The following is a 23,856-nucleotide window of genomic DNA, read 5'->3' as shown; positions in this document are numbered from 1 at the left end:
ATTAAAAATATAAAACCTGGCACAACCCCTGCAACATCACTTCTACCTGACGCCAGGAATCACGGCGCAGACCTTTCGAAAAACAGGAGTGACCCTCATGAAGAAGTTCGCCATTGCTGCCGCTACTGCCACCGCGCTGACCCTGACCATGGCTAACGCGGCGTTTGCTGCCCAGTCCACCCAGGCCCCGATGACACTTGCGGCCGGTGAGGTGACCAAAGCCACGGAAGCTACCTCCGACACCTGGATCACTACCAAGGTGAAGGCTGACCTGATGACCGAAAAAGGTGTGCCGGGCAGCGACATCAAAGTCGAAACCAACAAAGGTGTCGTTTCGCTGTCGTCGCAAGTGGCAGTTACCGATGCCCAGAAAGAAATGGCTGTTGCCATCACCAAGAAAATCAAAGGCGTCAAAGCCGTCTCGGCTGATGGCCTGAAATCCGAATAAGGGACGTCCCGTCGGCCAAAGGGAATTGGCCACCAATCAAACAAAAGCCCTGGCATATGCCGGGGCTTTTGTTTGCGTGTCAGATCCCGGGGTTGCGGGCAATCACATCACTCTCGAAACACACCTGCTCCAGGATTAACGGCTCCACCAATGGCCTGCTGTCGCGAAAGTGGGCGGTCTGCGTGTGCGCTTCATAAGCGGCATCGTCACGGTAGATCTCGTACAGGTAGATCACGTCGGCGTCTTCGCGGTCCACGGACACATCGAACACCAGGCAGCCCGGCTCGGTGGCCACCGAGGCCGCCGCGTTGGCTTTGATGGCGCTGATAAAGGTTTCGGCTGTGCCGGGCTTCACGCGCGTCTTGATAAACAGGCTATACACAGGCGCTTCCTTTTGTTTTAAATTCGCACTCGAATTGTATACAAAAATGGAGTCCTGACCATGACCGATTTACCTGCCCGCCCAGGCCGACTCAATGGCCTGCGCCACATTGCCCTGCTGGTGCCCAATCTGGAGGAGTGCGAGCGCTTCTACGTCGATGTGCTGGGCATGGAAGTACTCAATCGCGCCAACGAAGACCTGGTCTACCTCACCTGCGGTAACGACAACCTCTCGCTGGGGCGCGGCGCAGGTGCCGCCAATGGCCTGCAGACCCTGGATCACTATGGTTTCATCGTCGACAGCGTGGAGGAGCTGGAGGCCTGGTACCAATACTTCAAGGCGCACGGCGTGACCTTGCTCGACCGCCCGTTCAACCACGGTGATGGTGCGCGCAGCTTCCATCTGCTGGACCCGGCGGGCAACAAGGTACAGCCGCTGTATCACCCGTCGGTGTCGGGGCAGCGGCTGGTTTGAGTGTTTGATTGATCGCGTTAGCGGGGGCACGCTCGCCTTCACATGGGGGCATGGCATCTGTAGGAGCGGCCTTGTGCCGCGAAAGGGCTGCGCAGCAGCCCCGGCAAATTATGTGGTCACGCCGAAAACCGGGGCCGCTTTGCGGCCCTTTCGCGGCACAAGGCCGCTGCTACAGAAACGCTGCGCTAGGCAGTTGCTCCCACCCAGGTTGCACCGCTTCGACTTGCCCCGCGAGTCATGTCCGGATGCCGGATTACTCGGCATCCAGGTGCAGCGGCGTCACCACCCGGCCATCACTCTCGGCCTGGCCGAGGGATGCATCGATGAAGTACACCCGGTCATCTTCGAGCTGCCCTTTGTCCACCAGGTAGTCCTTGATGCTGCTGGCCCGCTCTTGGCCAAGGGTACGCAGCAACGGCGCGCTCTCTGCCCAGGACTTGATCACCGCCTCGCGCAGCTTGGTGGTGCGCTCATCACGGCCGAGCTTTTCCCACTCGGCGGGCGGTTGCTGTTTCAGCCGGGTGCGGTAGATGCCTTCGAGCATGGGCGGCTTGTCGCTGTCGTCGACCACCAGCAGCGAAGGGTTGGCCGGCACCTTGTCGCCACGGCGCTGCAGCACCTTGTACCAGGTGGCCTGGTACTCGCGCTCCAGGCGCTGCTGGGCGATCAGCGGGCCATCACTGCCCTGGGCGGCGGTGCCTTTGATCTCCAGGCGCAACTCCGGGCGCGCCTTGAGTGCCGAGGCCAGCTTGTCCAGCGAAGCCTGGGCGTCTGTGCTGAGCTCGCTTGAACCGGCAGCGAACGAGACATTGCCCAGATCTTGCGCGCCACCGCCAGAAACCAGCCCGCCGATGAACTTGAACGGCGCCTGGGCGGCACGCAGCACCAGGTTGCGCAGGGTCTGCCAGACGATCGGCATGACGCTGAACTGCGGGTTGTTGAGGTCGCCGGAGATCGGCAGTTCGATGGATATCTTGCCCTCGGTATCCTTGAGCAGCGCGACCGCCAGGCGGATCGGCAGGTCCACCGCGTCCGGGCTGTCGACCTTCTCGCCCAACTGCAGCTGTTCGACCACCAGCTTGTTCTCGGCTTTCAACTGGCCGTTGGTGATCAAATAGTGCAGGTCGAGATTGAGGCGGCCCTTGCGGATGCGGAAACCGGCGAACTTACCGGAGTAGGGGGTCAAGGTGGTCAGTTCGACGCGCTTGAAGCTGGTGGCGATATCCAGGCTGGCCAGCGGGTTGAAGGGGTTGAGCGCGCCCTTGATGGTTACCGGCGCGTAACGGTCGACCTTGCCCTTGATGTCGACCTTGGCCGGTTGCGGCTTGCGGTTGTCGAGGGTGCCGATCTGGCCGTTGAGCTGTTGCACGGCAGTGGCGAAGTTCGGGGTCAGGGTCAGGTCGGCGAAGTTGGCCGAGCCATCGTTGATGCTGATCTGGCTGATGCGGATGCCCAGCGGTTTGCTGCTGCCGGCAGTGGCAGGCTTGCTCTGGGAGGCCGCAGGCGCCCCGGCGGGTTGCGGGATCAGCAGGTCATCCACGTTGGTGGTGCGGTCTTCGTTGATGATGAAGCGTGCATAGGGTTGCAGCAGGGTCACCTTGTCGATCGACAGGGCGTCGCCATGCACATAGGACAGGCCATCGACGTTGACCTGCTGCCATTTGACGAAGTCGCGGTTCTTGATGGTGTCCAGGGTGTGCAGCTGGTTGACCTGGGCCTTGCCGGCAATGTTGAACGCCAGCGGCTCGGTGCTCTTGAGGTTCACCTTGAGGTCGCTGGACAGCATGCCGCTGCGCAGTTCCAGGCGAATGAACGGGCTGATGTAGGCCTGGGCCACGCGCAGGTCGATGTCGCGGGTGGCCACATCGAGTTTGGCGGTGACCGGTGCCAGGTTGATTTCGCCTGCGGCCTGCAGCTTGCCCTGCTTGCCCACGCCGGTATCGAGCTTGAGGGTGAAGGGCGACTGGTTGAGGCTGTCGAAGTTCTGCAGGTCAAGGTTGAGCGGGCCCACGTCCAGCGCCACAGGCTCCTTCTGGCTGCGGTCGGCCAGGTGGACCATGTAGTTGCGCGCCTGTACGTCCTTGAGCAGCACCTGCCAGGGCTTGCTCGGCTCTTTGGCGGCTTTTTCCTTGTCGGTGGGTTCGGCGGCGGCGGGTTCGGCCTTTTCCTTGGGGGTGGCCTTGGCCGGTTGGCTGGCGAACAGCTTTTGCCAGTCGAGCTGGCCGTCCTTTTCCAGCGCCGCCCAGGTTTCGAGTTTTTCGCTGCGAATCTTGCCGACGGTCACCAACTGCTTGGCCAGGTCGATGGACGTTTCGCTGACCTCCAGGCTGGCCAGGCGCGCCAGTGGTCGGCCATCGGGGGCCTTGATGGCGAACGGCGCAATGCGCACGGAGGTTTGGTCCAGCAGCAGCTCGGTCTCTTTGGCCAGGCTGAGCTTGTAATGGGTGTCGAGACTGACGACGCCATCTTCCAGCACCAGGGGCACGGCGTCGCGTACGTAGGGCCAGAACGCTTTCATCTTGCCGTCGGTGACTTTCAGGGTACCTTCGGAGGCGATCGGCGCGAGGCTCAGGCTACCGCTCCAGTCGATGCGCCCACCGTTGGGGCCGTTGGCCACCAGGGTCATGTCGGCGTTGTCGTCGGGCAGGGTGCTGAGGTTCTTCAGCTCCAGGTTCATCGAATCGTAGATGAACTCGATGGGCTCGCTGGGGCGCTGGTCCTCGAAGTGCAGGTAGCCTTCGCTGAGCTTGATGCTGCCGATGCGCAGTGGGAATGGGTCGCTGGGTGGTTCTTCGGCTTTCGGCTCGCTGGGCGGCAGTTTGAACAGTTGCGTCAGGTTGAGGCTGCCGTCCTTGGCGAACAGCAGCTCGGTGCGCGATTTGTCCAGTTCGACGGCCTCCAGGTGCAGGGCCTTGGTCCACAGGCTGTCGAGTGCCAGGTTGGCGTACAGCCGTTCGAAGCCGATTTGCTCTTTGCCGGGCTCGCCGATCTGCAGGCCCCACAGCGTCAGTTCGAGGCTGAACGGGTTGAGTTCGATGCGCTGCAGGTGCGCCGGCACGGTGGCGTATTGCGCAAGCTGCTGGTTGGCAATGCGCAGTGCGATGCCGGGGAGAATCAGGAAGCCGAGCAGGCTGTACAGGGCCACCAGGGCCAGCAAGGCGCCAAGGGCGCGAGTCAATCCTTTGTGCATGTGTCGCTTCGTCTGTATCAGGCTGGAGTGCTTGGAGTATGGCACGTTCAACAGGTTCCGCCGGGGTCGGAAAAACCTCATTCGATCCCCATGCGCCGCCTTGCGCGGTGCGCCGAGCCGTCGCGCATGGCCCAGCGCAGCACCGGGGCGGTGTTGGCCAGGCCCAGGCGGATCAGGCGCCTGGCCAGCAGGCCCTGCTGCAGCCCCAGCATCTGCTGGGCCCAGCCGGGCAGCAGGTCCACCCCCGCCTTGAGCATCAGTTTGCCCACCGGCTCGGCCAGGCGGCTGGGCGCCGGCGCCTTGAACAGGATGTCCATCACTTCCAGGCTGCGGGCATCGCAAAGCAGTTGTGGACGCATGCGTTGCAGGTAGTCCTCGATCTGGCTGCAGGAGCGCGGTACGTCACGAGCGCCCAGGCGTTCGGCGATCAGGGCGATCTCGTTGTAGTAGGCGTCCTGGTCGGTGCGGGACAGGCCGGGGTTTCGATAACGCAGGTGGGCTGCGAGGAAGCTGCTCACTTCGGCCACGTGCACCCAGGTCAGCAGGTCGGGGTCGCTGGCGGCATAGGGGCGCCCGTCCGCGGCGGTGCCGACCACCTTGAGGTGGATGGTGCGTACTTTGTCGATGAGCCACTCGGCGTCACGGGTCGAGCCGAAGGTGGTGCCGGAGATGAACTGGCTGGTACGGCGCAGGCGGCCGAGCAGGTCTTCGCGGAAGTTCGAATGGTCCCACACGCCGGCCAGTGCCAGTGGGTGCAGCAGCTGCAACATCAACGCACTGATACCGCCGACCAGCATGCTCGGGAAGTCGCCGTGCACCTGCCAGCTGATGCTCTGGGGGCCGAACAGCCCTGGGTCGCCTTTGGGGTTTTCCAGGTCGAGCTGGCCGAGGGCCAGCCCGGTAAGGCTCATGACCTGGGTTTCGATGCGGCGGCGTAGGGCTTCCATGGCGACCTTGCGGGCAGGGCGGCCCTGCCCGGGCCGCGGGTTACTGGTTGAGGCGCTTGTCGATCAGGCCCTGGACCACGCTCGGGTCGGCGAGGGTGGAGGTGTCCCCCAGGTTGTCCAGTTCGTTGCAGGCGATCTTGCGCAGTATACGCCGCATGATCTTGCCCGAGCGGGTCTTGGGCAGGGCCGGGGCCCACTGGATCAGCTCGGGCTTGGCGAAACTGCCGATCTCCTTGCTGACCAGGGCCAGCAACTCGGCCTTGAGCGCATCGTCCGGGGTGACGCCGTTCATGGGGGTGACGAAGGCATACACGCCCTGGCCTTTCAGGTCGTGCGGGTAACCCACCACCGCGGCCTCGGCGACGCTGTCGTGCAGCACCAGCGCGCTCTCGACCTCGGCGGTGCCGATGCGGTGGCCGGAGACATTGATCACGTCGTCGATGCGCCCGGTGATCCAGTAGTCGCCGTCGGCGTCGCGGCGGGCACCGTCGCCGGTGAAGTAGTAGCCGGGCAGGGGTTTGAAGTAGGTGTCGACCATGCGCTGGTGATCGCCGTAGACACTGCGGATCTGCCCCGGCCAACTGGCCTTGATCGCCAGCAGCCCGGCGCCGGGGCCTTCGATGGGTTTGCCTTTTTCGTCCAGCAATACCGGTTGCACGCCGAACATGGGCTGGGTGGCGCAGCCGGGCTTGAGCCGTTGGCTACCGGGCAGGGGGGTGAGCATGATGCCGCCGGTCTCGGTCTGCCACCAGGTGTCGACGATGGGGCAGCGCTGCTGCCCGACTGCCTCGAAATACCACTCCCAGGCTTCCGGGTTGATCGGCTCGCCCACGCTGCCGAGCAGGCGCAGGCTTTTGCGCGAGGTGCCCTGCAAGGGGCCCGAGCCTTCGCGCATCAACGCGCGCAGGGCGGTGGGCGCGGTATAGAAGATATTCACCCGGTGCTTGTCCACCACCTGCCAGAAGCGCGAGGTGTCGGGGTAATTGGGCACGCCCTCGAACATCAGTGAAATTGCGCCATTGGCCAGCGGGCCGTAGACGATGTAGCTGTGGCCGGTCACCCAACCCACGTCGGCGGTGCACCAGAACACCTCGCCGTCGCGGTAGTCGAACACCAGCTTGAACGTCATCGTGGCCTGCAGCAGGTAGCCGGCGGTGGTGTGCAGCACGCCCTTGGGTTTGCCGGTGCTGCCGGAGGTGTAGAGGATGAACAGCGGGTCCTCGGCGTTCATCGGTTCGGGCGGGCAGTCGTCACCGGCCTTTTCCGTTACTTCGTGGTACCAGAGGTCGCGGCCATCGCTCCAGGCCACATCGCCCTCTGTGCGACGCACCACCAGCACGCTGCTGACATTGGGGCAACTGGCCAGGGCTTTGTCGACATTCTGCTTGAGCGGTATGCGCTTGCCGCCGCGCACACCTTCATCGGCAGTGATCACGGTGCGGCAGTCGGCGTCGAGGATGCGGTCACGCAGGGCGTCGGGCGAGAAACCGCCGAACACCACGGAGTGGATGGCGCCGATGCGTGTGCAGGCCAGCATGGCGAAGGCGGCCTCGGGGATCATCGGCATGTACAGGCAGACCCGGTCGCCTTTTTTCACCCCGCGTGCCTTGAGGGCATTGGCCAGGCGGCAGACCTGGCGGTGCAGTTCGCGGTAGCTGATCGCCTTGCTGTCGTGCGGGGCGTCACCTTCCCACAGCAACGCTGTCTGCTCGCCACGTTGGGCCAGGTGGCGGTCGATGCAGTTGTAGGAAACGTTGAGCTGGCCGCCGTCGAACCAGCGCGCCGTGCCGGTGTTCAGGTCGCATTGCTGAACGCTTGACCAGGGCTTGATCCAGTCCAGGCGCTGGGCCTGTTCGGCCCAGAACGTGTCGGGGTCTTCCACCGACTGGCGGTAAAGGCGACGGTAGTCGTCGTCGGTCAATTCGGCGGCCTGGCAGACGGCCAGGGCCTGGGGGTAGTTGCGGATATCGAACATGGCGGGTGGTCCTGCTCTTGTAGGGGAGTGGGACAGCAGCGGCTATTCGATGGACAGTGTAGAAGGTGGGGGTGTTCCCAGGGGACATGCGGTCGTTGCAGGAGCGGCCTTGTGCCGCGAAAGGGCCGCAAAGCGGCCCCAGGCTCTTGGTGTGGATGCATAAATGGCAGGGGCCGCTTTGCGGCCCTTTCGCGGCACAAGGCCGCTCCTGCACAAAGAGCGGCGTGCGCCAGGCGCTATCAGCCGCGGTGACGGCCGCGGAAGTAGTTGATCAGGCCCTGGGTGGAGCCATCCTCGGCGCTGTCTTCCAGGCTGCCGACCAGGCGCTGGTACACGCCCTTGCCCAGTTCCTTGCCCAGCTCCACGCCCCACTGGTCGAAGGCGTTGATGCCCCAGACCACGCTTTGCACGAAGACCTTGTGCTCGTACATCGCCACCAGCGCACCCAGCCGGCGCGGGCTGATGCGCTCGACCACCAGGGTGTTGCTCGGGCGGTTGCCCGGGATCACCTTGTGCGGGGCAAGCTTGGCGATGTCGGCCTCGTTGAGGCCCTTGGCACGCAGTTCGGCCTCGGCTTCCTCGCGGGTCTTGCCGAGCATCAGCGCCTGGCTCTGCGACAGGCAGTTGGCATACAGCCACTGGTGATGGTCGGCCACCGGGTTGAAGCTCACCACCGGCACGATGAAGTCGGCCGGGATCATCTGGGTGCCCTGGTGCAGCAACTGGTGATAGGCGTGCTGGCCATTGCAGCCCACGCCACCCCAGATCACCGGGCCGGTGTCGGTTTTCACCGGGGTGCCGTCGGTCAGCACGCTCTTGCCGTTGGACTCCATGTCCAGCTGCTGCAGGTGCTTGGTGATGTTGCGCAGGTAATGGTCGTACGGCAGGATCGCATGGCTCTTGGCGCCCCAGAAGTTGCCGTACCATACGCCCAGCAGGGCCAGCAGCACCGGCATGTTCTTGTCGAACGGTGCGGTCTGGAAGTGCTGGTCCATGGTGTAGGCGCCGGACAGCAACTCTTTGAAGTTGGCGGTGCCGATGGCCAGGGCGATCGGCAGACCGATGGCCGACCACAGCGAGTAACGCCCGCCGACCCAGTCCCACATCGGGAAGATGTTCTCTTCGCGGATGCCGAAGGCCACGGCGGCAGCCTTGTTGCTCGACACGGCGATGAAGTGGCGGTACAGCTCGGCTTCCGAACCACCCTGTGCCAGGTACCAGGTACGGGCGGCCATGGCGTTCTTCAGGGTTTCGAGGGTGTTGAACGACTTCGACGAGACAATGAACAGGGTGGTTTCGGCGCGCAGGCTGGCCGACAGTTCATGGAACTCGCTGCCATCGATGTTGGCCAGGTAGTGGCAACGCACACCGCGCTGGGCATAGGGCAGCAAGGCCTCGGAGACCAGTTCCGGGCCGAGGAACGAGCCGCCGATGCCGATGTTGACCACGTCGGTGATCGGCTTTTCGCTGTAGCCGCGCCACAGGCCGTCGTGGATGCGGCCGACCAGCTCGGTGATCTGGTTCAGCACCTTGTGCACTTCCGGCATCACGTTGGCACCGTTGACGCTGAGCTTGTCGCCAACCGGGCGGCGCAGCGCGGTGTGCAGCACCGGGCGGCCTTCCGAGCCGTTGATGATCTCGCCGCTGAACATCGACTTGATGGCGTCGCCCAGTTCGACTTCGTTGGCCAGGTTCACCAGCAGTTCGCGGGTCTGTTCGGTGATCAGGTTCTTCGAGTAGTCGAGGAACAGGCCACAGCTGCTCAGGGAGAACTGCTCGAAGCGCTTGCCGTCGGCGGCGAAGGCTTCGCGCATGCTGAAGCCCTGCAAGGCGTCGCGGTGGTGTTGAAGCGCCTGCCAGGCGGGCAGCGCCGTCACATCGTGGGGAGTACGGTAATACGCCATTGCGGATGATTTCCTTGGTGCATGGTCAGGCTATGACACTGGTACGGATGGCCAGTTGCAAACTGCACATTATAGGCATTGGTCGGGAAGCGGGAATGGGGCAGGGCGGGTGTGGGATGAAATATTGCAGGGAGCGGGTTGCGCCCCAACCGCAGGCTTCGCCAGCGCCCACAAGATTCATGCAGCTTTGCTGTGGGAACTGGCGACAGCCTGCGATGGCCTGCGCAGCAGGCCCGGGCTCAGGCGGTGGGTGTTTCCAGGTGCAGGTAGAGGTTGTCGATCAGCCGGGTGTTACCCATGTACGCCGCGGCGATCACCACCAGATCACGGTCGTCGACCTGCGCTGGGCGCAGGGTAAGTGCATGGCGCACTTCCAGATAGTCCTTGCGCAAACCGGCGGCATCCAGCTGTGCCTGACCCTCGGCGATCAACGCCGCGAAGTCGCGTCGCCCACGGCGAATGGCTTCGGCCATGCTGCTCAGGGTGCGATACAGCGCCGGCGCGCTGGCGCGCTGTTCGGCGCTCAGGTAACCGTTGCGCGACGACAGCGCCAGGCCGTCCTCGGCACGCACGGTCGGTTCGCCGATGATCTGGATCGGCATGTTCAGGTCGCGAACCATGGCGCGGATCACCGCCAGCTGCTGGAAATCCTTTTCACCGAACACGGCAAGGTCGGGCTGGACCATGTTGAACAGCTTGCTGACCACGGTCGCCACGCCCTCGAAGTGCCCCGGGCGGCTGGCGCCGCACAGGCCTTCGGACAGTTGCGGCACGCTGACCCGGGTTTGCACGGCCATGCCATCGGGGTACATCTCCTCGACGGTAGGGGCGAACAACAGGTGGCAGCCCGCCTCGAGCAGTTTCTCCTGGTCGGCGGCGAGGGTGCGGGGATATTTGTCCAGGTCTTCGCCGGCGCCGAATTGCAGCGGGTTGACGAAGATGCTGGCGACCACGAAGTCGGCGCGCTGGGCGGCCTTGGTCACCAGCGCGGCGTGGCCGCTGTGCAGGTTGCCCATGGTCGGCACGAATGCGATGCGCTTGCCCTCGCCACGGGCGCGGGCCACGGCGGCGCGCAGTTCACGGACGGTCTTGACGGTATTCATGCGCTGAACCCATGTTCGCTGGCGGGGAAGCTGACGTCTTTCACGGCCTGCACATAAGCTTTGAGCGCGCTGTCGATGTCCGGCTGGCCGGCCATGAAGTTCTTCACGAACTTCGGCATGCGGCCGCTGAGGGACAAGCCGAGCATGTCGTGCAGCACCAGCACCTGGCCGTCAGTGGCGCTACCGGCACCGATACCGATCACCGGAATGCCCACTGCCTGGGTGATCTCCGCGGCCAGCTCGCTGGGCACGCACTCGAGCAGCAGCATGGCGGCGCCGGCTTGCTCAAGGGCGATGGCGTCGGCGCGCATCTGCCGCGCCTGGGCTTCCTGGCGGCCTTGTACCTTGTAGCCGCCGAGCACGTTGACGGTCTGTGGCGTGAGGCCCATGTGCGCGCACACCGGCACGCCACGCTCGGCCAGCAGGCGGATGGTCTCGGCCAGCCAGGCAGCGCCTTCGATCTTGACCATGTGGGCGCCGGCGCGCATCAGCTGCGCGGCATTGGCAAAGGCCAGCTCAGGGGTGGCATGGGCCATGAAGGGCAGGTCGGTCAGGATCAGTGCGCCATCATTGCCGCGTTTGACGCAGGCGGTGTGGTAGGCCATGTCGTCGTTGCTGACGGGCAGGGTGCTGTCATGCCCTTGCAGGACCATTCCCAGGGAATCGCCCACCAGCAGTACGTCCACGCCGGCTTGGCTGGCGGCCTTGGCGAAGGTGGCGTCATAGCAGGTCAGCATGGTGATTTTTTCACCCTTGGCCTTCAGGCCGTGCAGGGTGGTCAGGGTTACTTCAGGCATGTAGGGGCATCCTCGTTCAGGCGCTGTGAAAAACAACTGCGTACAACGCGTGTATTCATCAAGCGGAGCGGCACATCATCGTCTGTGATGTTCGGGCACAGGTCCGTCCGGGCCTAAATGGGTGATTGCGGCATAGTGGCGCCGCGGGATGCCTATAGTCGTGAGCGAGGTGGGGGAAGTCAATGACCCGTGTTACCGCAATGTTACGGGGTGGGTGTTACTGGCGTTACCGCCGTCTGAAACGCCCGATTTACAGGCGTTCCAGGCCGACGAACGGGCAGTCCTGGAGCAATTGCTGCAGGCTGCGGCCATCGGCGAGGCGGAAGTCGGCATCGACCAGCTCGGCGAGCGGGTAGAGCACGAAGGGGCGGGCGTGCATGTGGTAGTGCGGTACTTTCAGGCGCGGTACGTCGATGAGCTGGTCACCGAACAACAGCATGTCCAGGTCGAGGGTGCGCGGCCCCCAACGCTCCAGGCGCACACGGCCCTGGTCGTTCTCGATGGCTTGCAGGGCGTCGAGCAGGTCCAGCGGCGCCAGCCGGGTATCGACGGCTGCCACGGCATTGGTGTAACGCGGCTGGCCGGGCAGCAGCGAGTCGCTGGTGTACAGCGCCGAAGCCGCCGCCAGGCGCGTGTCGGCCAGCACATCCAGCGCCTGCAGGGCGCTGCGCAGCTGCTCGGCGGGCTCGTCGAGGTTGCTGCCCAGGCCGATGTAAGCGCGGGTGCTCATGCTCAGTCCCACGCCTGCTCGTCGTCGCGCTTGCGTTTGCCGGGGCTGCGCTTGCGCTTGCGCGGGCCGGCGCCGGTGCTGGCACCGTCGTCGCGGTTGCCCAGTTCGCGAATCATGTCGCGGCGCTGGCTGTCATTGGCGTCCTGGTAGTCGGTCCACCATTGGCCCAGGCCATCGGTTTCCTCGCCAGCGCTTTCACGCAGCAGCAGGAAGTCGTAGCCGGCGCGGAAACGCGGGTTGTCCAGCAGCATGTCGGCGCGTTTGCCGCTGCGCCGTGGCAGGCGCTCCTGCATGTCCCAGATCTCGCGGATCGGCAGGGTGAAGCGCTTGGGGATGGCAATGCGTTGGCACTGTTCGGCGATCAGGTCGTGGGCTGCGCCGTTCATGGCCGGGATCGGCGGTACGCCTTGGCTCTGCAGGTGCAGCGCGCGGCCTGGCAGGGCTGGCCAGAGCAGGGCGGCGAAGAGGAACGCTGGCGTGACCGGCTTGCCCTGTTTGACACGCAGGTCGGTGTTGGCCAGGGCCTGGCTGATCAGGGTGTGGGTGTAGGTCGGGCGCTCTTCCAGGGCGTGGGCACTGGCCGGGAACAGCGGCTCGAACAGCTCCAGGTCGACCAGCATCTCGAAGGCCAATGCGCCCTGGCCGTTGAGGAACAGCTTGAGGGTTTCTTCGAACAGCCGCGCCGGCGGGATCTCGCGCAGCAGCTTGGCCAGCTGGCGGATCGGTTGCACGGTGTGCTTCTCGATGCCGAAGTTCAGCTTGGCGGCAAAGCGCACGGCGCGCAGCATGCGCACCGGGTCTTCCTGGTAGCGATGCGTTGGGTCGCCGATCAGGCGCAGCAGGCGGTTGCGCACATCGTGCACGCCGTTGGCGTAATCGAGCACGCGCTCGTTGACCGGGTCGTAGTACAGGGCATTGATGGTGAAGTCGCGGCGCTGCGCGTCTTCCTCAAGGGTGCCGTACACATTGTCACGCAGAATGCGGCCGCTGGCATTGTGCGAGGAGCGGTGGCTGTCGGCCTGGTCCTCGTCCGAATGCGGGGCACGGAAGGTGGCGACTTCGATGATCTCGCGGCCGAAATGCACGTGGACCAGCTTGAAGCGCCGGCCAATGATGCGGGCGTTGCGAAACTCCGCACGCACCTGTTCGGGGGTGGCACTGGTGGCGACGTCGAAGTCCTTGGGTGTAATGCCCAGCATCAGGTCGCGCACGCAACCACCGACCAGGTAGGCCTGGTAGCCGGCTGCCTGCAGGCGCTCGACGATGCCCACGGCATGGCGGCTGAACTGGCTGCGCTGCAGCGAGTGCTGGCTCTTGTTGATCACTTCAGGCGTGGTGCGCCTGTGGTGCTGGCCGGGGACCGGCGGGCGGAACGACTGGAACAGCTTCTTCAGCATGGGATGCACTGTTTGAAGGAATGTTCGGCCAAGGATAGGAGAATGGCCGCATGATGGGCGGGGATTCTAGCATTTACTGGGGGAATGGTGTAGGCGGTGTGCCAAAGGGCATGGCAGACGCCCAGAAACGACAATGGGGAGCCGAAGCTCCCCACCAAGTCGTTGTGTGCTCTTATTGTTTTTCTGCTGGGCTTCTTGTTTTTGTTGAGTGCCCTGTTCACAAATCTCGAAGCTTGTGAACGACCCCTAAACCAGGGGTGAAGAGCAAACGGATTGCTTTGGTCGCCGAGATGATGCTGATCTTTCGATCCAATCAGTTCAGGTGCTGCTTTTGAGTGCAGTTTTTGTTGTTCTCTGTCTGATCGTGGGGCAAGCCCCAAACACAGCTCCTCTCCAAAAGAATCAGTTAGCTGCGCCTCCGCCGTCTTGTTTTTATTGTGCGTGAGCCGTTTCGTCTTGTTCTTATTCTGAGTTGCAGTGCTTGTTATTGTTCTTGTACCAGACATATAGCAGATGCCGTGCCAACTTTTGAAAAGCCAATGAATCCGGGGGTTTTGTCGTTTTGGGCGGGCTTAGGAGGCGGGCGAATGTGGACATTTCGTTACCTTAAGCCTCGGGAGCTGTTACGCCTGAAAGCCGAGGTAACAGATTTCTGCGGGAACTGATCTGTGTTACCGGCCCCAAACGCATCGCGGGCAAGCCTGCGCCCACAGGTACAGTGTGGGCGCGGGCTTGCCCGCGAACGGGCCACAAGGCCCGGGCCGACCGGCAGCGTTACTCGCTGGTGGCGTTGCTCTTGCGCCGCGGAATGCCCAGGCGCTGGCGACGCTCCCACAGGCACTTGCGGCTGACGCCCAGCTTGCGCGCAAGCTCGGTCTCGGTCATGTGGTCCTGGTGTTCCAGGACGAAGTGCTGGAAGTAGTCTTCCAGCGACAGGTCTTCGGTGGGCTCGTGGCTGGCGTTGCTGGCACCGTTGCTGACCAGTGCGGGCAGGTGGGCCAGGCCATCGACCTCTTCGAGGTCGCTGAGCTCGATGTCGATGCCCAGCAGGTCGGCGGAAATCTCCGCGCTCTCGCTGAGGATCACCGCGCGCTCCACGGCGTTCTCCAGCTCGCGCACGTTGCCCGGCCAGCTGTAGTGACGGATGGCTTGTTCGGCTTCGTGGGAGAAATGCAGGTCGTCGCGGCCGATGCGCGCGCTCTGGCGGGCGAGGAAAGTGTCGGCGATTTCGTTGACGTCGCTACCGCGCTCGCGCAGGGCGGGCAGCTTGAGCGCGATCACGTGCAGGCGGTAATACAGGTCTTCACGGAACTGGCCGGCCTTGGCCAGGTTCTTCAGGTCGCGGTGGGTCGCGGCAATCAGGCGCACATCGACCTTTTGCGACTGTACCGAGCCGACCCGGCGGATTTCGCCTTCCTGCAGCACGCGCAGCAGACGGGCTTGCGCCTCGAGCGGCAGTTCGCCGATCTCGTCGAGGAACAGGGTGCCGCCATCGGCCGCTTCGACCAGGCCGGCACGGCCGGCACTGGCGCCAGTGAACGCGCCTTTTTCGTGGCCGAACAGTTCGGACTCGATCAGGGTTTCCGGGATCGCCGCGCAGTTCACCGAGATCATCGGTGCCTTGGCCCGGCGCGAAAGGTTGTGCAGGGCGCGGGCGACCAGCTCCTTGCCGGTGCCCGATTCGCCCTGGATCAGCACGTTGGAGTCGGTGGGCGCGACTTTGCGGATCTTGACGAACAGGTCCTGCATGGGCGCGCAGGAACCGATGATGCCGATTTCGCCATTGGCGGCTGCGGGGCTGGACTTGTCCGCGCCGGCCTTGCCATTGGTGGGCCGCTGTTCAGCGACCGCTGCTGGGGCTGGCGCGTTCTGCCGGTCACGCAGGATGCGCGCGACGGCCTGCAGCATTTCGTCGTGGTCGAAGGGCTTGGCGATGTAGTCCACCGCGCCCATTTTCATCGAGTCCACCGCCGAGCGCAGGCTGGCGTAGCTGGTCATGATCAGCACCGGCGTCCCCTGGCCAAGCTTGATCAGCTCGGTGCCCGGGGCGCCGGGCAGGCGCAGGTCGCTGACGATCAGGTCAAAGGTGGCAATGCTGAAGCGTTCCTGGGCTTCCTGCACCGAGCCGGCTTCGCTGACCTGGTACTGGTTGCGTTCGAGCAGGCGGCGCAGGGCCGAACGGATGATGGTTTCGTCTTCGACGATCAGAATGTGCGGCATTGATTCAATTCTCTCGACGGTCTCGAATTACTGGGGACGTCGCTACGACATGCCGGGGCAGGGTCACGCGGATCCGGGTACCACGTTGGCGCTCGATGTCGGCCGGGCTGTCGATGGTGATTTGCCCATAATGCTCTTCCACGATGGAATAGACCAGCGCGAGCCCCAGTCCGGTTCCCTCGCCCGGGTCCTTGGTGGTGAAGAAGGGTTCGAACAGGCGGTCCATGATGCTTTTCGGGATGCCGCTGCCCTCGTCCTCGACGATCAGGTCGACGGTGTGATCGCTGACTTCACTGCGCACGCGCACCGCGCTGCCGGCCGGCGAGGCATCGCGGGCGTTGGACAGCAGGTTGATCAGCACCTGGGCCAGGCGTTGCGGGTCGCCCTCGGCCCAGTGGTCGGGGTCGCACAGGTTGAAGAACTGTACTTCGAAATTGCGCCGGTTCAGTGCCAGCAGACCAATGGCGTCCTGCGCCACTTCGGCAAGGCACACCGGCTCTTCACTGTTCTGCTGGCTGCCGCCGGCATGGGCGAAGCTCATCAGCGACTGGACGATGCGCGATACGCGCTTGGTCTGCTCGAGGATCTGGCTGGACAGCTCGATGATCTCGCCATCGCCCTCGCGCTCTTCCCGCAGGTTCTGCGCAAGGCAGGCGATGCCGGTGATCGGGTTGCCGATTTCGTGGGCCACGCCCGCGGCCAGGCGGCCGATGCTGGCCAGGCGTTCGGAGTGCACCAGCTTGTCTTCCAGCGCCTGGGTTTCGGTGAGGTCCTCGACCAGCAGCACCAGGCCGCTGTTGCCCGGTGCCAGGGGCTCGTCGATGGCCGCCTTGTGCAGGTTGAGCCAGCGTGGCTGGCCATCGAGGGCCAGGCGCTGCTTGTGCAGGTGTTCGTCGGGGACGTTGATGAACCCCAGCAGCAGGCCGCGCCAAGGCTCGCCGATGGTCACCAGGCGCGAGCCGACCACGTGCTTGGCGGCGATGCCGGTCAGCTCTTCCATCGCCTTGTTCCACATCAGGATCTCCTGGTCCTTGGCCAGCGAGCAGACGCCCATGGGCAGCTCCTGCAAGGTCTGGCGGTGGTAGCGGCGCAGGGCGTCGAGCTCGGCGGCAAGGCCGGTCAGGCGCGAGTGGTAGTCCTCGAGGCGGCTCTCGATGAAGTGGATGTCTTCGGTGACGTAGTTTTCGTTGCCGGACTTGTACGGCAGGAAGGTCTCGACCATGTCCTGCGCCACGCTCGGGCCCATCAGGCCGGAGAGGTTGGCCTCGATGCGGTCGCGCAGGCGGCGCAGGGCGTAGGGGCGGCGCTCGTCGAATGGCAGGTAGAGGTCACGCAGGGCTTGCTCGACTTCCTTCTGTGCAGCCTTGGCGCCCAGCGGCTTGGCCAGCTGGGTGGCGAACTCCTGGGGCGAGGCGGCGTGCAGCTCGCGGCGTTGCGGGCGACGCACGTTGTCCACCGCGCAGGCTTCGGCGGCACTGACCTCTTCGCTGCTGGCATTGGTGAACAGCGAAATCAGCGTGAACAGCAGGACGTTGGCCGCCAGCGACGCGATGGCCGCCATGTGCCAGCTGGTGTCGTCCAGCACGTAGATCATGTCCAGCAGCGGAATGTAGAAGCCCTGCAGGTTGCCCAGCAGCGGCAGCAGCATGGTCACCATCCACACCAGCATGCCGGCCAGCAGGCCGGCGATGAAGCCGCGGCGGTTGGCGGTCGGCCAGTACAGCACCGACAGCACGCCGGGCAGGAACTGCAGGGTGGCGACGAAGGCGACGATGCCGAGGTTGGCCAGGCTCTGGTGGTTGTTCTGGGTGAGGTAGAAGACGAAGCCAGCGGTGATGATGGCGACGATCAGCGCCCGGCGGGTCCACTTCAGCCAGCGGTAGATATTGCCTTCGGCCGGTGGCTGGTACAGCGGCAATACCAGGTGGTTCAGGGCCATGCCCGACAGCGCCAGGGTGGTGACGATGATCAGCCCACTGGCGGCCGACAGCCCGCCGACATAGGCCAGCAAGGCCAGGGCCTGGTTGTTGGCGGCGATGCCCAGCCCCAGGGTGAAGTATTCGGGGTTGGTGCTGGCGCCCAGGCGCAGGCCGGCCCACAGCACCAGCGGCACGGCCAGGCTCATCAGCAGCAGGAACAGTGGCAGGCCCCAGCTGGCGCTGACCAGCGAGCGTGGGCTGAGGTTCTCGGTGAAGGCCATGTGGTACATGTGCGGCATGACGATCGCCGAGGCGAAGAACACCAGCAGCAGGGTGCGCCACGGGCCCTCCTGCAACGGCGTGTGCAGGGCGGCGAGGGCGGTCTGGTTCTGCAGCAGCCACACTTCCAGCCCGTGCGGGCCGCCGAACACGCCGTACAGCGCGTACAGGCCAATGCCGCCCAGGGCCAGCAGCTTGATCACCGATTCGAAAGCGATGGCGAACACCAGCCCCTCGTGCTTTTCGCGGGTGGCGATATGGCGCGAGCCGAAGAAAATGGTGAAGAGGGTGATCAGCGCACAGAAGGCGAATGCCACTCGGGCCTTGACCGGCTCGCCGGTGAGGATGCTGATGGAATCGGCCACTGCCTGGATCTGCAGGGCCAGCAACGGCAGCACGCCGATCAGCATGAAGATGGTGGTCAGCGCGCCGGCCCAGGTGCTGCGGAAACGGAATGCCAGCAGGTCGGCCAGCGACGAGAGCTGGTAGGTGCGGGTGATCTTGAGGATCGGGTAGAGCAGCACCGGTGCCAGCAGGAACGCGCCTGACACCCCCAGGTAACAGGCGAGGAACCCGTAGCCGTACTGGTAGGCCAGCCCCACCGAGCCATAGAAGGCCCAGGCGCTGGCATAGACGCCCAGCGACAGGGTGTAGGTCAGCGGGTGGCGGATGACCGAGCGCGGGATCAGCCCGCGTTCGCTGATCCAGGCCACGCCGAACAGCACCAGCAGGTAGGCGGCGCTGATCAGGATCATCTGGGTCAGGCTAAAGCTCATCGGCATCTCGTTGGCTCTGCAGGATGAAGGTGACGACGATGAGGATCAGCCAGAGCAGGTAGGGGCGGTACCAGGCACCGGTCGGCTCGATCCACCAGTCCATGATGGCCGGGGAGAACAGGTAGATCCCCACGACCAGAAGCAGGACCAAACGATAGATGTACATGCTGGCCTCGAAGGTTGGGCGCTGCGGGTTTGGACTTATTATTGGTGAAAATCGCGCAGGCGATGCTAGCGGGAATCGGTGGAGTTAGCCAAGGGTTTGAATTGACAGGGCTTTTGTGCGGGGAGTGGGTCTTGCCTGGACTGGCCTCTTCGCGGGTAAATCGCAGCGGCGAACCGCCGCTCCCACAGATACTGCACAGTACTCAAGTGTTGCGAAGCTACTGTGGGAGCGGGTTTACCCGCGAAGAGGCCAGTACAGATTTAGCGTAAATCGGCTTCAGGCACCGTCATCTGCCGTGCAATATGCTCCGGCCGCCACTGCAGACGCGCCACCGCCAGCACCTCGGCCGGGCTGGCGCCCATCAGTGCCGGGTCGGTCTGCTGCCCCAGCGCGCGCAAGGCTCTGAGCAGCAAGGGCGTGGCCTGGTCCGGCTCGAGCGGCGGTGAACGGTACGACTTGCCCAGCTTGTGCCCGTCGGGTTGGACGATCAGCGGGATATGCAGGTAACGCGGTTGCGAGAAACCCAGCAGCTCCTGCAGGTAGAGCTGGCGCGGCGTGTTGTCCAGCAGGTCGGCGCCGCGCACGACATCGGTCACACCCTGCCAGGCATCGTCCAGCACGACGGCCAGCTGGTAGGCGTAGAGCCCGTCGCGGCGCTGAATGACGAAATCGCCCACTTCGCGCCCCAGGTGCTGCTCGAACAGGCCCTGGACCCGGTCATCGAAGCGGTAGATCAGCTCCGGCACCCGCAGGCGGATCGCCGCGCCCTCGCGGGCATGCCCGGCGTTGCGGCAAAAGCCGGGGTAGATGCCGTGATGCCCTTCCAGCTGCTTGCGCGAGCAGGTGCAGGCATAGGCCAGGCCCATGCTGAACAGCCTGTCGACGACGGCCGCATAGGTATCATGGCGCTGGCTCTGGCAAACCACCTCGCCATCCCACTCCAGGCCGTAACGCTCGAGGGTCTGCAGGATGGCATCGCGGGCGCCAGGCATCTCGCGTGGCGGGTCGGTGTCTTCCATGCGCAGCAGCCAGCGGCCGTTGACGGCGCGGGCGTCGAGCCAGGAGGCGAGGGCGGCGACCAGCGAGCCGAAGTGCAGGTAACCGCTGGGGGTGGGGGCGAAGCGTCCGATGTAACGGGCTGGGGTCATGGGCTTACGGCATATATAAATGAAACGGGGCGCTTGCAGCGCCCCGTTCGGTGGGAATCAGGATCAGCCTTTGCCGACCGTCTTTTCCTTTTTCTCGGCAATTTCCTTGCAGTCGAAGCACAGGTCTGCGGTCGGACGGGCTTCCAGGCGACGCAGGCCGATTTCAATACCGCAGGATTCGCACCAGCCGTAGTCTTCGTCCACGATCAGTTGCAGGGTCTTGTCGATTTTCTTGATCAGCTTGCGCTCGCGATCGCGGTTGCGCAGTTCCAGGGCGAACTCTTCTTCCTGGCTGGCGCGGTCGGCTGGATCGGGGAAGTTGGCTGCCTCGTCCTTCATGTGGTCCATGGTTTTGTCGACACTGGCCATGAGCTCTTGCTTCCAGCCGTTCAGGAGCTTGGTGAAGTGGGCTCGCATCGGAGCACCCATGTACTCTTCACCCTTGGTTTCCTTGTACGGCTCGACGCCATAGAGCGTTTGACTGGCTTTTTGCTTTTCTAGGGTGGACATGAATAGACCGCCTCTCACTCATCTGATCCAATGCGCAGGATACTTCCATCTCCGGCGACCGCCGGCCCTGCGACTGCGAGCCGCCGAACTTACCAGATAGATTCGGGGTGCGCTACCCCGCCCTATGCCTGCTTTTGACCGCGGTGCGGGCGGCACGTTCGCTGGTATGTTCAGGTGGAATCACCAGTTTAGACCCAATTGAGAGAAGGCCCATGGCTCAGCCACACAGTGCGCGCAGTCGCGCCATCGAACCCTTCCACGTCATGGCCTTGCTGGCGCGTGCCAACGAACTGCAGGCCGCCGGCCACGACGTGATCCACCTGGAAATCGGCGAGCCGGACTTCACCACCGCCGCGCCGATCGTCGCCGCCGGCCAGGCGGCGCTGGCCGCAGGACACACCCGCTACACCGCTGCCCGCGGCCTGCCGCAGTTGCGCGAGGCGATTGCCGGCTTTTATGGCCAGCGTTATGGCGTGGACCTTGACCCTGAACGTGTGCTCATCACCCCGGGCGGTTCGGGCGCACTGCTGCTGGCCAGCAGCCTGCTGGTCGACCCCGGCAAGCACTGGCTGCTGGCCGACCCCGGCTACCCGTGCAACCGCCACTTCCTGCGGCTGGTCGAAGGCGGCGCGCAGCTGGTGCCGGTCGGGCCGGAGGTGAACTATCAGCTGACCGCCGACCTGGTCGAGCGCCACTGGGACAAGGACACCGTCGGCGCGCTGGTGGCTTCGCCGGCCAACCCGACCGGCACGGTGCTCGACCGTGAGCAGCTGGCCAGCCTCTCCAGGGCGACCCGCGAGCGCCATGGCCACCTGGTGGTGGACGAGATCTATCACGGCCTCACCTATGGCATGGATGCGCCGAGCGTACTGGAAGTGGACGATGAGGCCTTCGTCCTGAACAGCTTCTCCAAGTATTTCGGCATGACCGGATGGCGCCTTGGCTGGCTGGTGGCGCCGCCGTCGGCGGTGGCTGACCTGGAAAAACTGGCGCAGAACCTCTATATCAGTGCCCCGAGCATGGCCCAGCATGCCGCGTTGGCGTGCTTCGAGCCGCAGACACTGGCGATTCTCGAGGAGCGCCGTGCCGAGTTCGCCCGTCGCCGCGACTACCTGTTGCCGGCGCTGCGCGAACTGGGCTTCGGTATTGCCGTCGAGCCCCAGGGCGCCTTCTATCTGTATGCCGACATCAGCGCCTTCGGTGGCGACGCGTTCGCCTTCTGCCGGCATTTCCTCGAAACCGAACACCTGGCCTTCACCCCGGGCCTGGACTTTGGCCGTCACCAGGCCGGCCATCACGTGCGTTTCGCCTACACCCAGAGCCTGCCGCGTCTGGAAGAGGCGGTGCAGCGCATCGCCCGGGGCCTGCGGAGCTGGCAAGGCTGATGGCGCAATTTCCCGTACTGGAAGAGGCGCGTCTACTGCGCCGCTATAAGCGTTTCCTGGCCGACATCGAGTTGGCCAGTGGCGAGCAGATGACCATCCACTGCCCCAACACCGGTTCGATGCTCAATTGCATGAGTGAAGGCGGACGGGTCTGGTTCAGCCGTTCCAACGACCCCAAGCGCAAGCTGCCCGGCACCTGGGAGATCAGCGAAACGCCCCAGGGCCGGCTGGCCTGTGTCAACACCGGGCGGGCCAATGCGCTGGTCGAGGAAGCGCTGCGCGCGGGCGTCATCACCGAGCTGGCCGGCTTCACCGCGCTCAGGCGCGAGGTGGCCTACGGCGAGGAGCGCAGCCGTATCGACTTCTATCTGGAATATGCCGACGGCAGCAAGGCCTACGTCGAGGTCAAGAGCGTGACCCTCGGCTACCCGGATACCCCGGTGGCAGCCTTCCCCGATGCCGTGACCCAGCGCGGGGCCAAGCACCTGCGCGAGCTGGCGGGGTTGGCGCGCCAGGGTATTCGTGCCGTGCAGCTGTATTGCGTGAACCTCAGCGGCATCGAGGCCGTGCGCCCGGCCCAGGAAATCGACGCCGCCTATGCCCAGGCCTTGCGCGCGGCGGTGGCGGATGGGGTAGAGGTGCTGGCCTACGGCGCCCGGCTGGATGCACAGCAGATCGTGGTCGACCGGCCGCTGCCGGTGTTGCTCACTCGGTAAGCCAGATGCCCTGGCTGTCTTCCAGGCAGTCCAGGGCTTGCAGCCACTCGCCCGTGCACGGGCCGGCCACGCATTCGCCACTCTCGATCAGAAACTGCGCGCCATGATGGGCGCACTGGATCAGGCTGGCGCTGTCGTCGAGGAAGCTGTCTGGCGCCCAGTTGAGGGTAATGCCGCGATGGGGGCAGCGGTTGCGGTAGACGAACACCTGGCCATGGCGACGCGCGCCGAGTAGTGGCACGCCGGCTACGCTGAAGGCGCGGCTTTGGCCTTCGCTGAGGTCGGTGGAGGCGCAGAGAAAATGCATGATGGGGTGTGCTTTCTGTTAAGCCGTGTGACAAAGGGATGGCTTGACGCTTCAATGCGAATAATTATCAAATTGCCCGCATTTGCCGCGCCAGGCTGCCTATGGTGCGCAGTTCCACCGCCCGCCACAAGGCGCGCGGCCCGCCTTCAAGCAAAGGAATCCGACGATGCGCCGTCCCGCTGCCCTGATCGCCTTGTGTGCCGGTCTGCTTTTATCTACCCCGACGCTGGCGGGCGAACTGCCGCAGCGCTGGGTCAGCGCCGGTGGCGCGCTGAGCGAATGGATCAGCGCGCTGGGCGGTGAGCAGCGGCTGGTTGGCGTGGACACCACCAGCCAGCATCCCGAGTCGCTCAAGGCATTGCCCAGCATCGGCTACCAGCGCCAGCTGTCGGCCGAAGGCATCCTCAGCCTGCGCCCGGATGTGCTGGTGGGCACCGAGGAAATGGGCCCGCCGCCGGTGCTGGCGCAGATCCGCAAGGCCGGCGTGCGGGTCGAGTTGTTCTCCAGCAAGGCCGAGCTGGCCGCGGTGGACGAGAACCTCAAGCACCTGGGCGCATTGCTGGGTAGCGAGCAGCAGGCGGCAACGCTGGCCAGCGACTACCACCGTCAGCTGCAAGGGCTGCAGGACAAGATCAAGCAGGCCCAGGCCAGCCAGCAAGCACCAGGCGTTTTGCTGCTGGTCGGGCACGCCGGGGCCAAGCCGCTGATCGCCGGGCAGGGTACCGCTGGCGACTGGTTGCTGCGCCAGGCCGGGGCGCGCAACCTGGCTGACCACCAGGGCTACAAGAACTTCTCGGTGGAGGCCCTGGCCGCGCTGGACCCAGACGTGGTGGTGTTCTCTGACCGCGCCCTCGCTGGCGAGGCGGCCTTGCAGGCATTGATCAAGGAAAACCCGGCCCTGGCCGGCTCGCGTGCGGTACGCGACAAGCGCCTGCTGTCGCTCGACCCGACACTGCTGGTCGGTGGCCTCGGCCCGCGCCTGCCCGCCACCCTGCATGAGCTGGCCGCGAGCTTCTACCCGGCGGCCAAGGCCAGCCTCACCCCATGAGGCAGCGGGTCCAGCCACGCACGTTGTTCACGGGC

General features: G+C 64.7%; 20 protein-coding genes. 5 read left to right on the top strand and 15 right to left on the bottom strand.

Annotated elements, in window-relative coordinates; all coding sequences use genetic code 11:
* Positions 1 to 97 precede the first annotated feature (97 nt).
* Positions 98 to 448, top strand: a complete 351-nt coding sequence (locus L6D77_RS14970) for a BON domain-containing protein (protein WP_232884870.1) — start codon at positions 98 to 100, stop codon at positions 446 to 448.
* A gap of 79 nt (positions 449 to 527) precedes the next feature.
* On the opposite strand, the gene L6D77_RS14965 is transcribed toward L6D77_RS14970, so the two are convergent.
* Entirely contained in the window at positions 528 to 830 is a 303-nt protein-coding gene (locus L6D77_RS14965; protein WP_232884871.1) for a heme-binding protein, read from the bottom strand.
* A gap of 60 nt (positions 831 to 890) precedes the next feature.
* Here L6D77_RS14965 and L6D77_RS14960 point away from each other — a divergent pair, with 60 nt between their 5' ends.
* Positions 891 to 1,304, top strand: coding sequence for a VOC family protein (locus L6D77_RS14960; protein WP_125462545.1), 414 nt, complete (start codon positions 891 to 893; stop codon positions 1,302 to 1,304).
* Between the two features lie 253 nt (positions 1,305 to 1,557).
* Here the strand turns inward: L6D77_RS14960 and L6D77_RS14955 are convergent, their stop codons facing one another.
* The 13 genes from L6D77_RS14955 to dksA all read right to left on the bottom strand — a co-directional run bounded on the left by L6D77_RS14955 (position 1,558) and on the right by dksA (position 20,365).
* Positions 1,558 to 4,494, bottom strand: coding sequence for a DUF748 domain-containing protein (locus tag L6D77_RS14955; RefSeq protein WP_232884872.1), 2,937 nt, complete (start codon positions 4,492 to 4,494; stop codon positions 1,558 to 1,560).
* Positions 4,495 to 4,571: 77 nt separating this feature from the next.
* Entirely contained in the window at positions 4,572 to 5,441 is an 870-nt protein-coding gene (locus L6D77_RS14950) for an oxygenase MpaB family protein (protein ID WP_232884873.1), read from the bottom strand.
* Positions 5,442 to 5,481: 40 nt separating this feature from the next.
* On the bottom strand, positions 5,482 to 7,416 hold the full coding sequence (gene acs, locus L6D77_RS14945; RefSeq protein ID WP_232884874.1) for an acetate--CoA ligase: 1,935 nt from the start codon (positions 7,414 to 7,416) through the stop codon (positions 5,482 to 5,484).
* A gap of 239 nt (positions 7,417 to 7,655) precedes the next feature.
* Positions 7,656 to 9,320, bottom strand: a complete 1,665-nt coding sequence (pgi, locus tag L6D77_RS14940) for a glucose-6-phosphate isomerase (RefSeq protein WP_232884875.1) — start codon at positions 9,318 to 9,320, stop codon at positions 7,656 to 7,658.
* Between the two features lie 239 nt (positions 9,321 to 9,559).
* Positions 9,560 to 10,423, bottom strand: a complete 864-nt coding sequence (panC, locus tag L6D77_RS14935) for a pantoate--beta-alanine ligase (protein WP_232884876.1) — start codon at positions 10,421 to 10,423, stop codon at positions 9,560 to 9,562.
* Positions 10,420 to 11,220 (bottom strand): 3-methyl-2-oxobutanoate hydroxymethyltransferase, encoded by an 801-nt coding sequence (gene panB, locus L6D77_RS14930; protein WP_232884877.1) that lies wholly within the window; start codon positions 11,218 to 11,220, stop codon positions 10,420 to 10,422. Before panB ends, panC begins: the two co-directional genes overlap by 4 nt.
* Before the next feature lie 250 nt (positions 11,221 to 11,470).
* Positions 11,471 to 11,950 carry a 2-amino-4-hydroxy-6-hydroxymethyldihydropteridine diphosphokinase gene (gene folK, locus L6D77_RS14925; protein WP_232884878.1) on the bottom strand — a complete coding sequence of 160 codons (480 nt, stop codon included), beginning with the start codon at positions 11,948 to 11,950 and terminating at the stop codon, positions 11,471 to 11,473.
* Between the two features lie 2 nt (positions 11,951 to 11,952).
* A complete protein-coding gene (locus L6D77_RS14920; RefSeq protein WP_232884879.1) occupies positions 11,953 to 13,347 on the bottom strand; it encodes a polynucleotide adenylyltransferase PcnB in 1,395 nt (464 codons plus the stop codon).
* A 774-nt stretch (positions 13,348 to 14,121) separates the two neighbouring features.
* A complete protein-coding gene (locus L6D77_RS14915) occupies positions 14,122 to 15,567 on the bottom strand; it encodes a sigma-54-dependent transcriptional regulator (protein ID WP_232884880.1) in 1,446 nt (481 codons plus the stop codon).
* A 4-nt stretch (positions 15,568 to 15,571) separates the two neighbouring features.
* Positions 15,572 to 18,547 (bottom strand): sensor histidine kinase, encoded by a 2,976-nt coding sequence (locus L6D77_RS14910; protein WP_232884881.1) that lies wholly within the window; start codon positions 18,545 to 18,547, stop codon positions 15,572 to 15,574.
* Positions 18,531 to 18,707, bottom strand: a complete 177-nt coding sequence (locus L6D77_RS14905) for a hypothetical protein (protein WP_003250005.1) — start codon at positions 18,705 to 18,707, stop codon at positions 18,531 to 18,533. The genes L6D77_RS14910 and L6D77_RS14905 overlap by 17 nt, the downstream gene beginning before the upstream one ends.
* A 260-nt stretch (positions 18,708 to 18,967) precedes the next feature.
* Positions 18,968 to 19,855 (bottom strand): tRNA glutamyl-Q(34) synthetase GluQRS, encoded by an 888-nt coding sequence (gene gluQRS / locus L6D77_RS14900; protein WP_232884882.1) that lies wholly within the window; start codon positions 19,853 to 19,855, stop codon positions 18,968 to 18,970.
* 63 nt (positions 19,856 to 19,918) lie between these two features.
* Complete coding sequence (dksA, locus tag L6D77_RS14895; protein ID WP_153784930.1) at positions 19,919 to 20,365, bottom strand: RNA polymerase-binding protein DksA; 447 nt, start codon at positions 20,363 to 20,365, stop codon at positions 19,919 to 19,921.
* A 212-nt stretch (positions 20,366 to 20,577) separates the two neighbouring features.
* Between dksA and L6D77_RS14890 the strand changes: the two genes are divergently transcribed.
* Positions 20,578 to 21,750: a pyridoxal phosphate-dependent aminotransferase gene (locus L6D77_RS14890; RefSeq protein WP_232884883.1), complete on the top strand. Its 1,173-nt coding sequence runs from the start codon at positions 20,578 to 20,580 to the stop codon at positions 21,748 to 21,750.
* The gene (gene sfsA, locus L6D77_RS14885) at positions 21,750 to 22,466 is read left to right on the top strand and encodes a DNA/RNA nuclease SfsA (RefSeq protein ID WP_232884884.1); all 717 of its coding nucleotides are present in this window, start codon (positions 21,750 to 21,752) and stop codon (positions 22,464 to 22,466) included. Before L6D77_RS14890 ends, sfsA begins: the two co-directional genes overlap by 1 nt.
* On the opposite strand, the gene L6D77_RS14880 is transcribed toward sfsA, so the two are convergent.
* Entirely contained in the window at positions 22,456 to 22,773 is a 318-nt protein-coding gene (locus L6D77_RS14880) for a Rieske (2Fe-2S) protein (RefSeq protein WP_232884885.1), read from the bottom strand. The genes sfsA and L6D77_RS14880 overlap by 11 nt on opposite strands.
* Before the next feature lie 166 nt (positions 22,774 to 22,939).
* Between L6D77_RS14880 and L6D77_RS14875 the strand changes: the two genes are divergently transcribed.
* Entirely contained in the window at positions 22,940 to 23,821 is an 882-nt protein-coding gene (locus L6D77_RS14875) for a heme/hemin ABC transporter substrate-binding protein (RefSeq protein WP_232884886.1), read from the top strand.
* Positions 23,822 to 23,856: the final 35 nt, after the last annotated feature.

Origin of the sequence: Pseudomonas parasichuanensis, from assembly GCF_021601385.1 — a bacterium.
Classification (GTDB): domain Bacteria; phylum Pseudomonadota; class Gammaproteobacteria; order Pseudomonadales; family Pseudomonadaceae; genus Aquipseudomonas; species Aquipseudomonas parasichuanensis.
The sequence above is the reverse complement of the archived record's forward strand: the minus strand, read 5'-3'. Positions and strand labels throughout refer to the sequence as shown.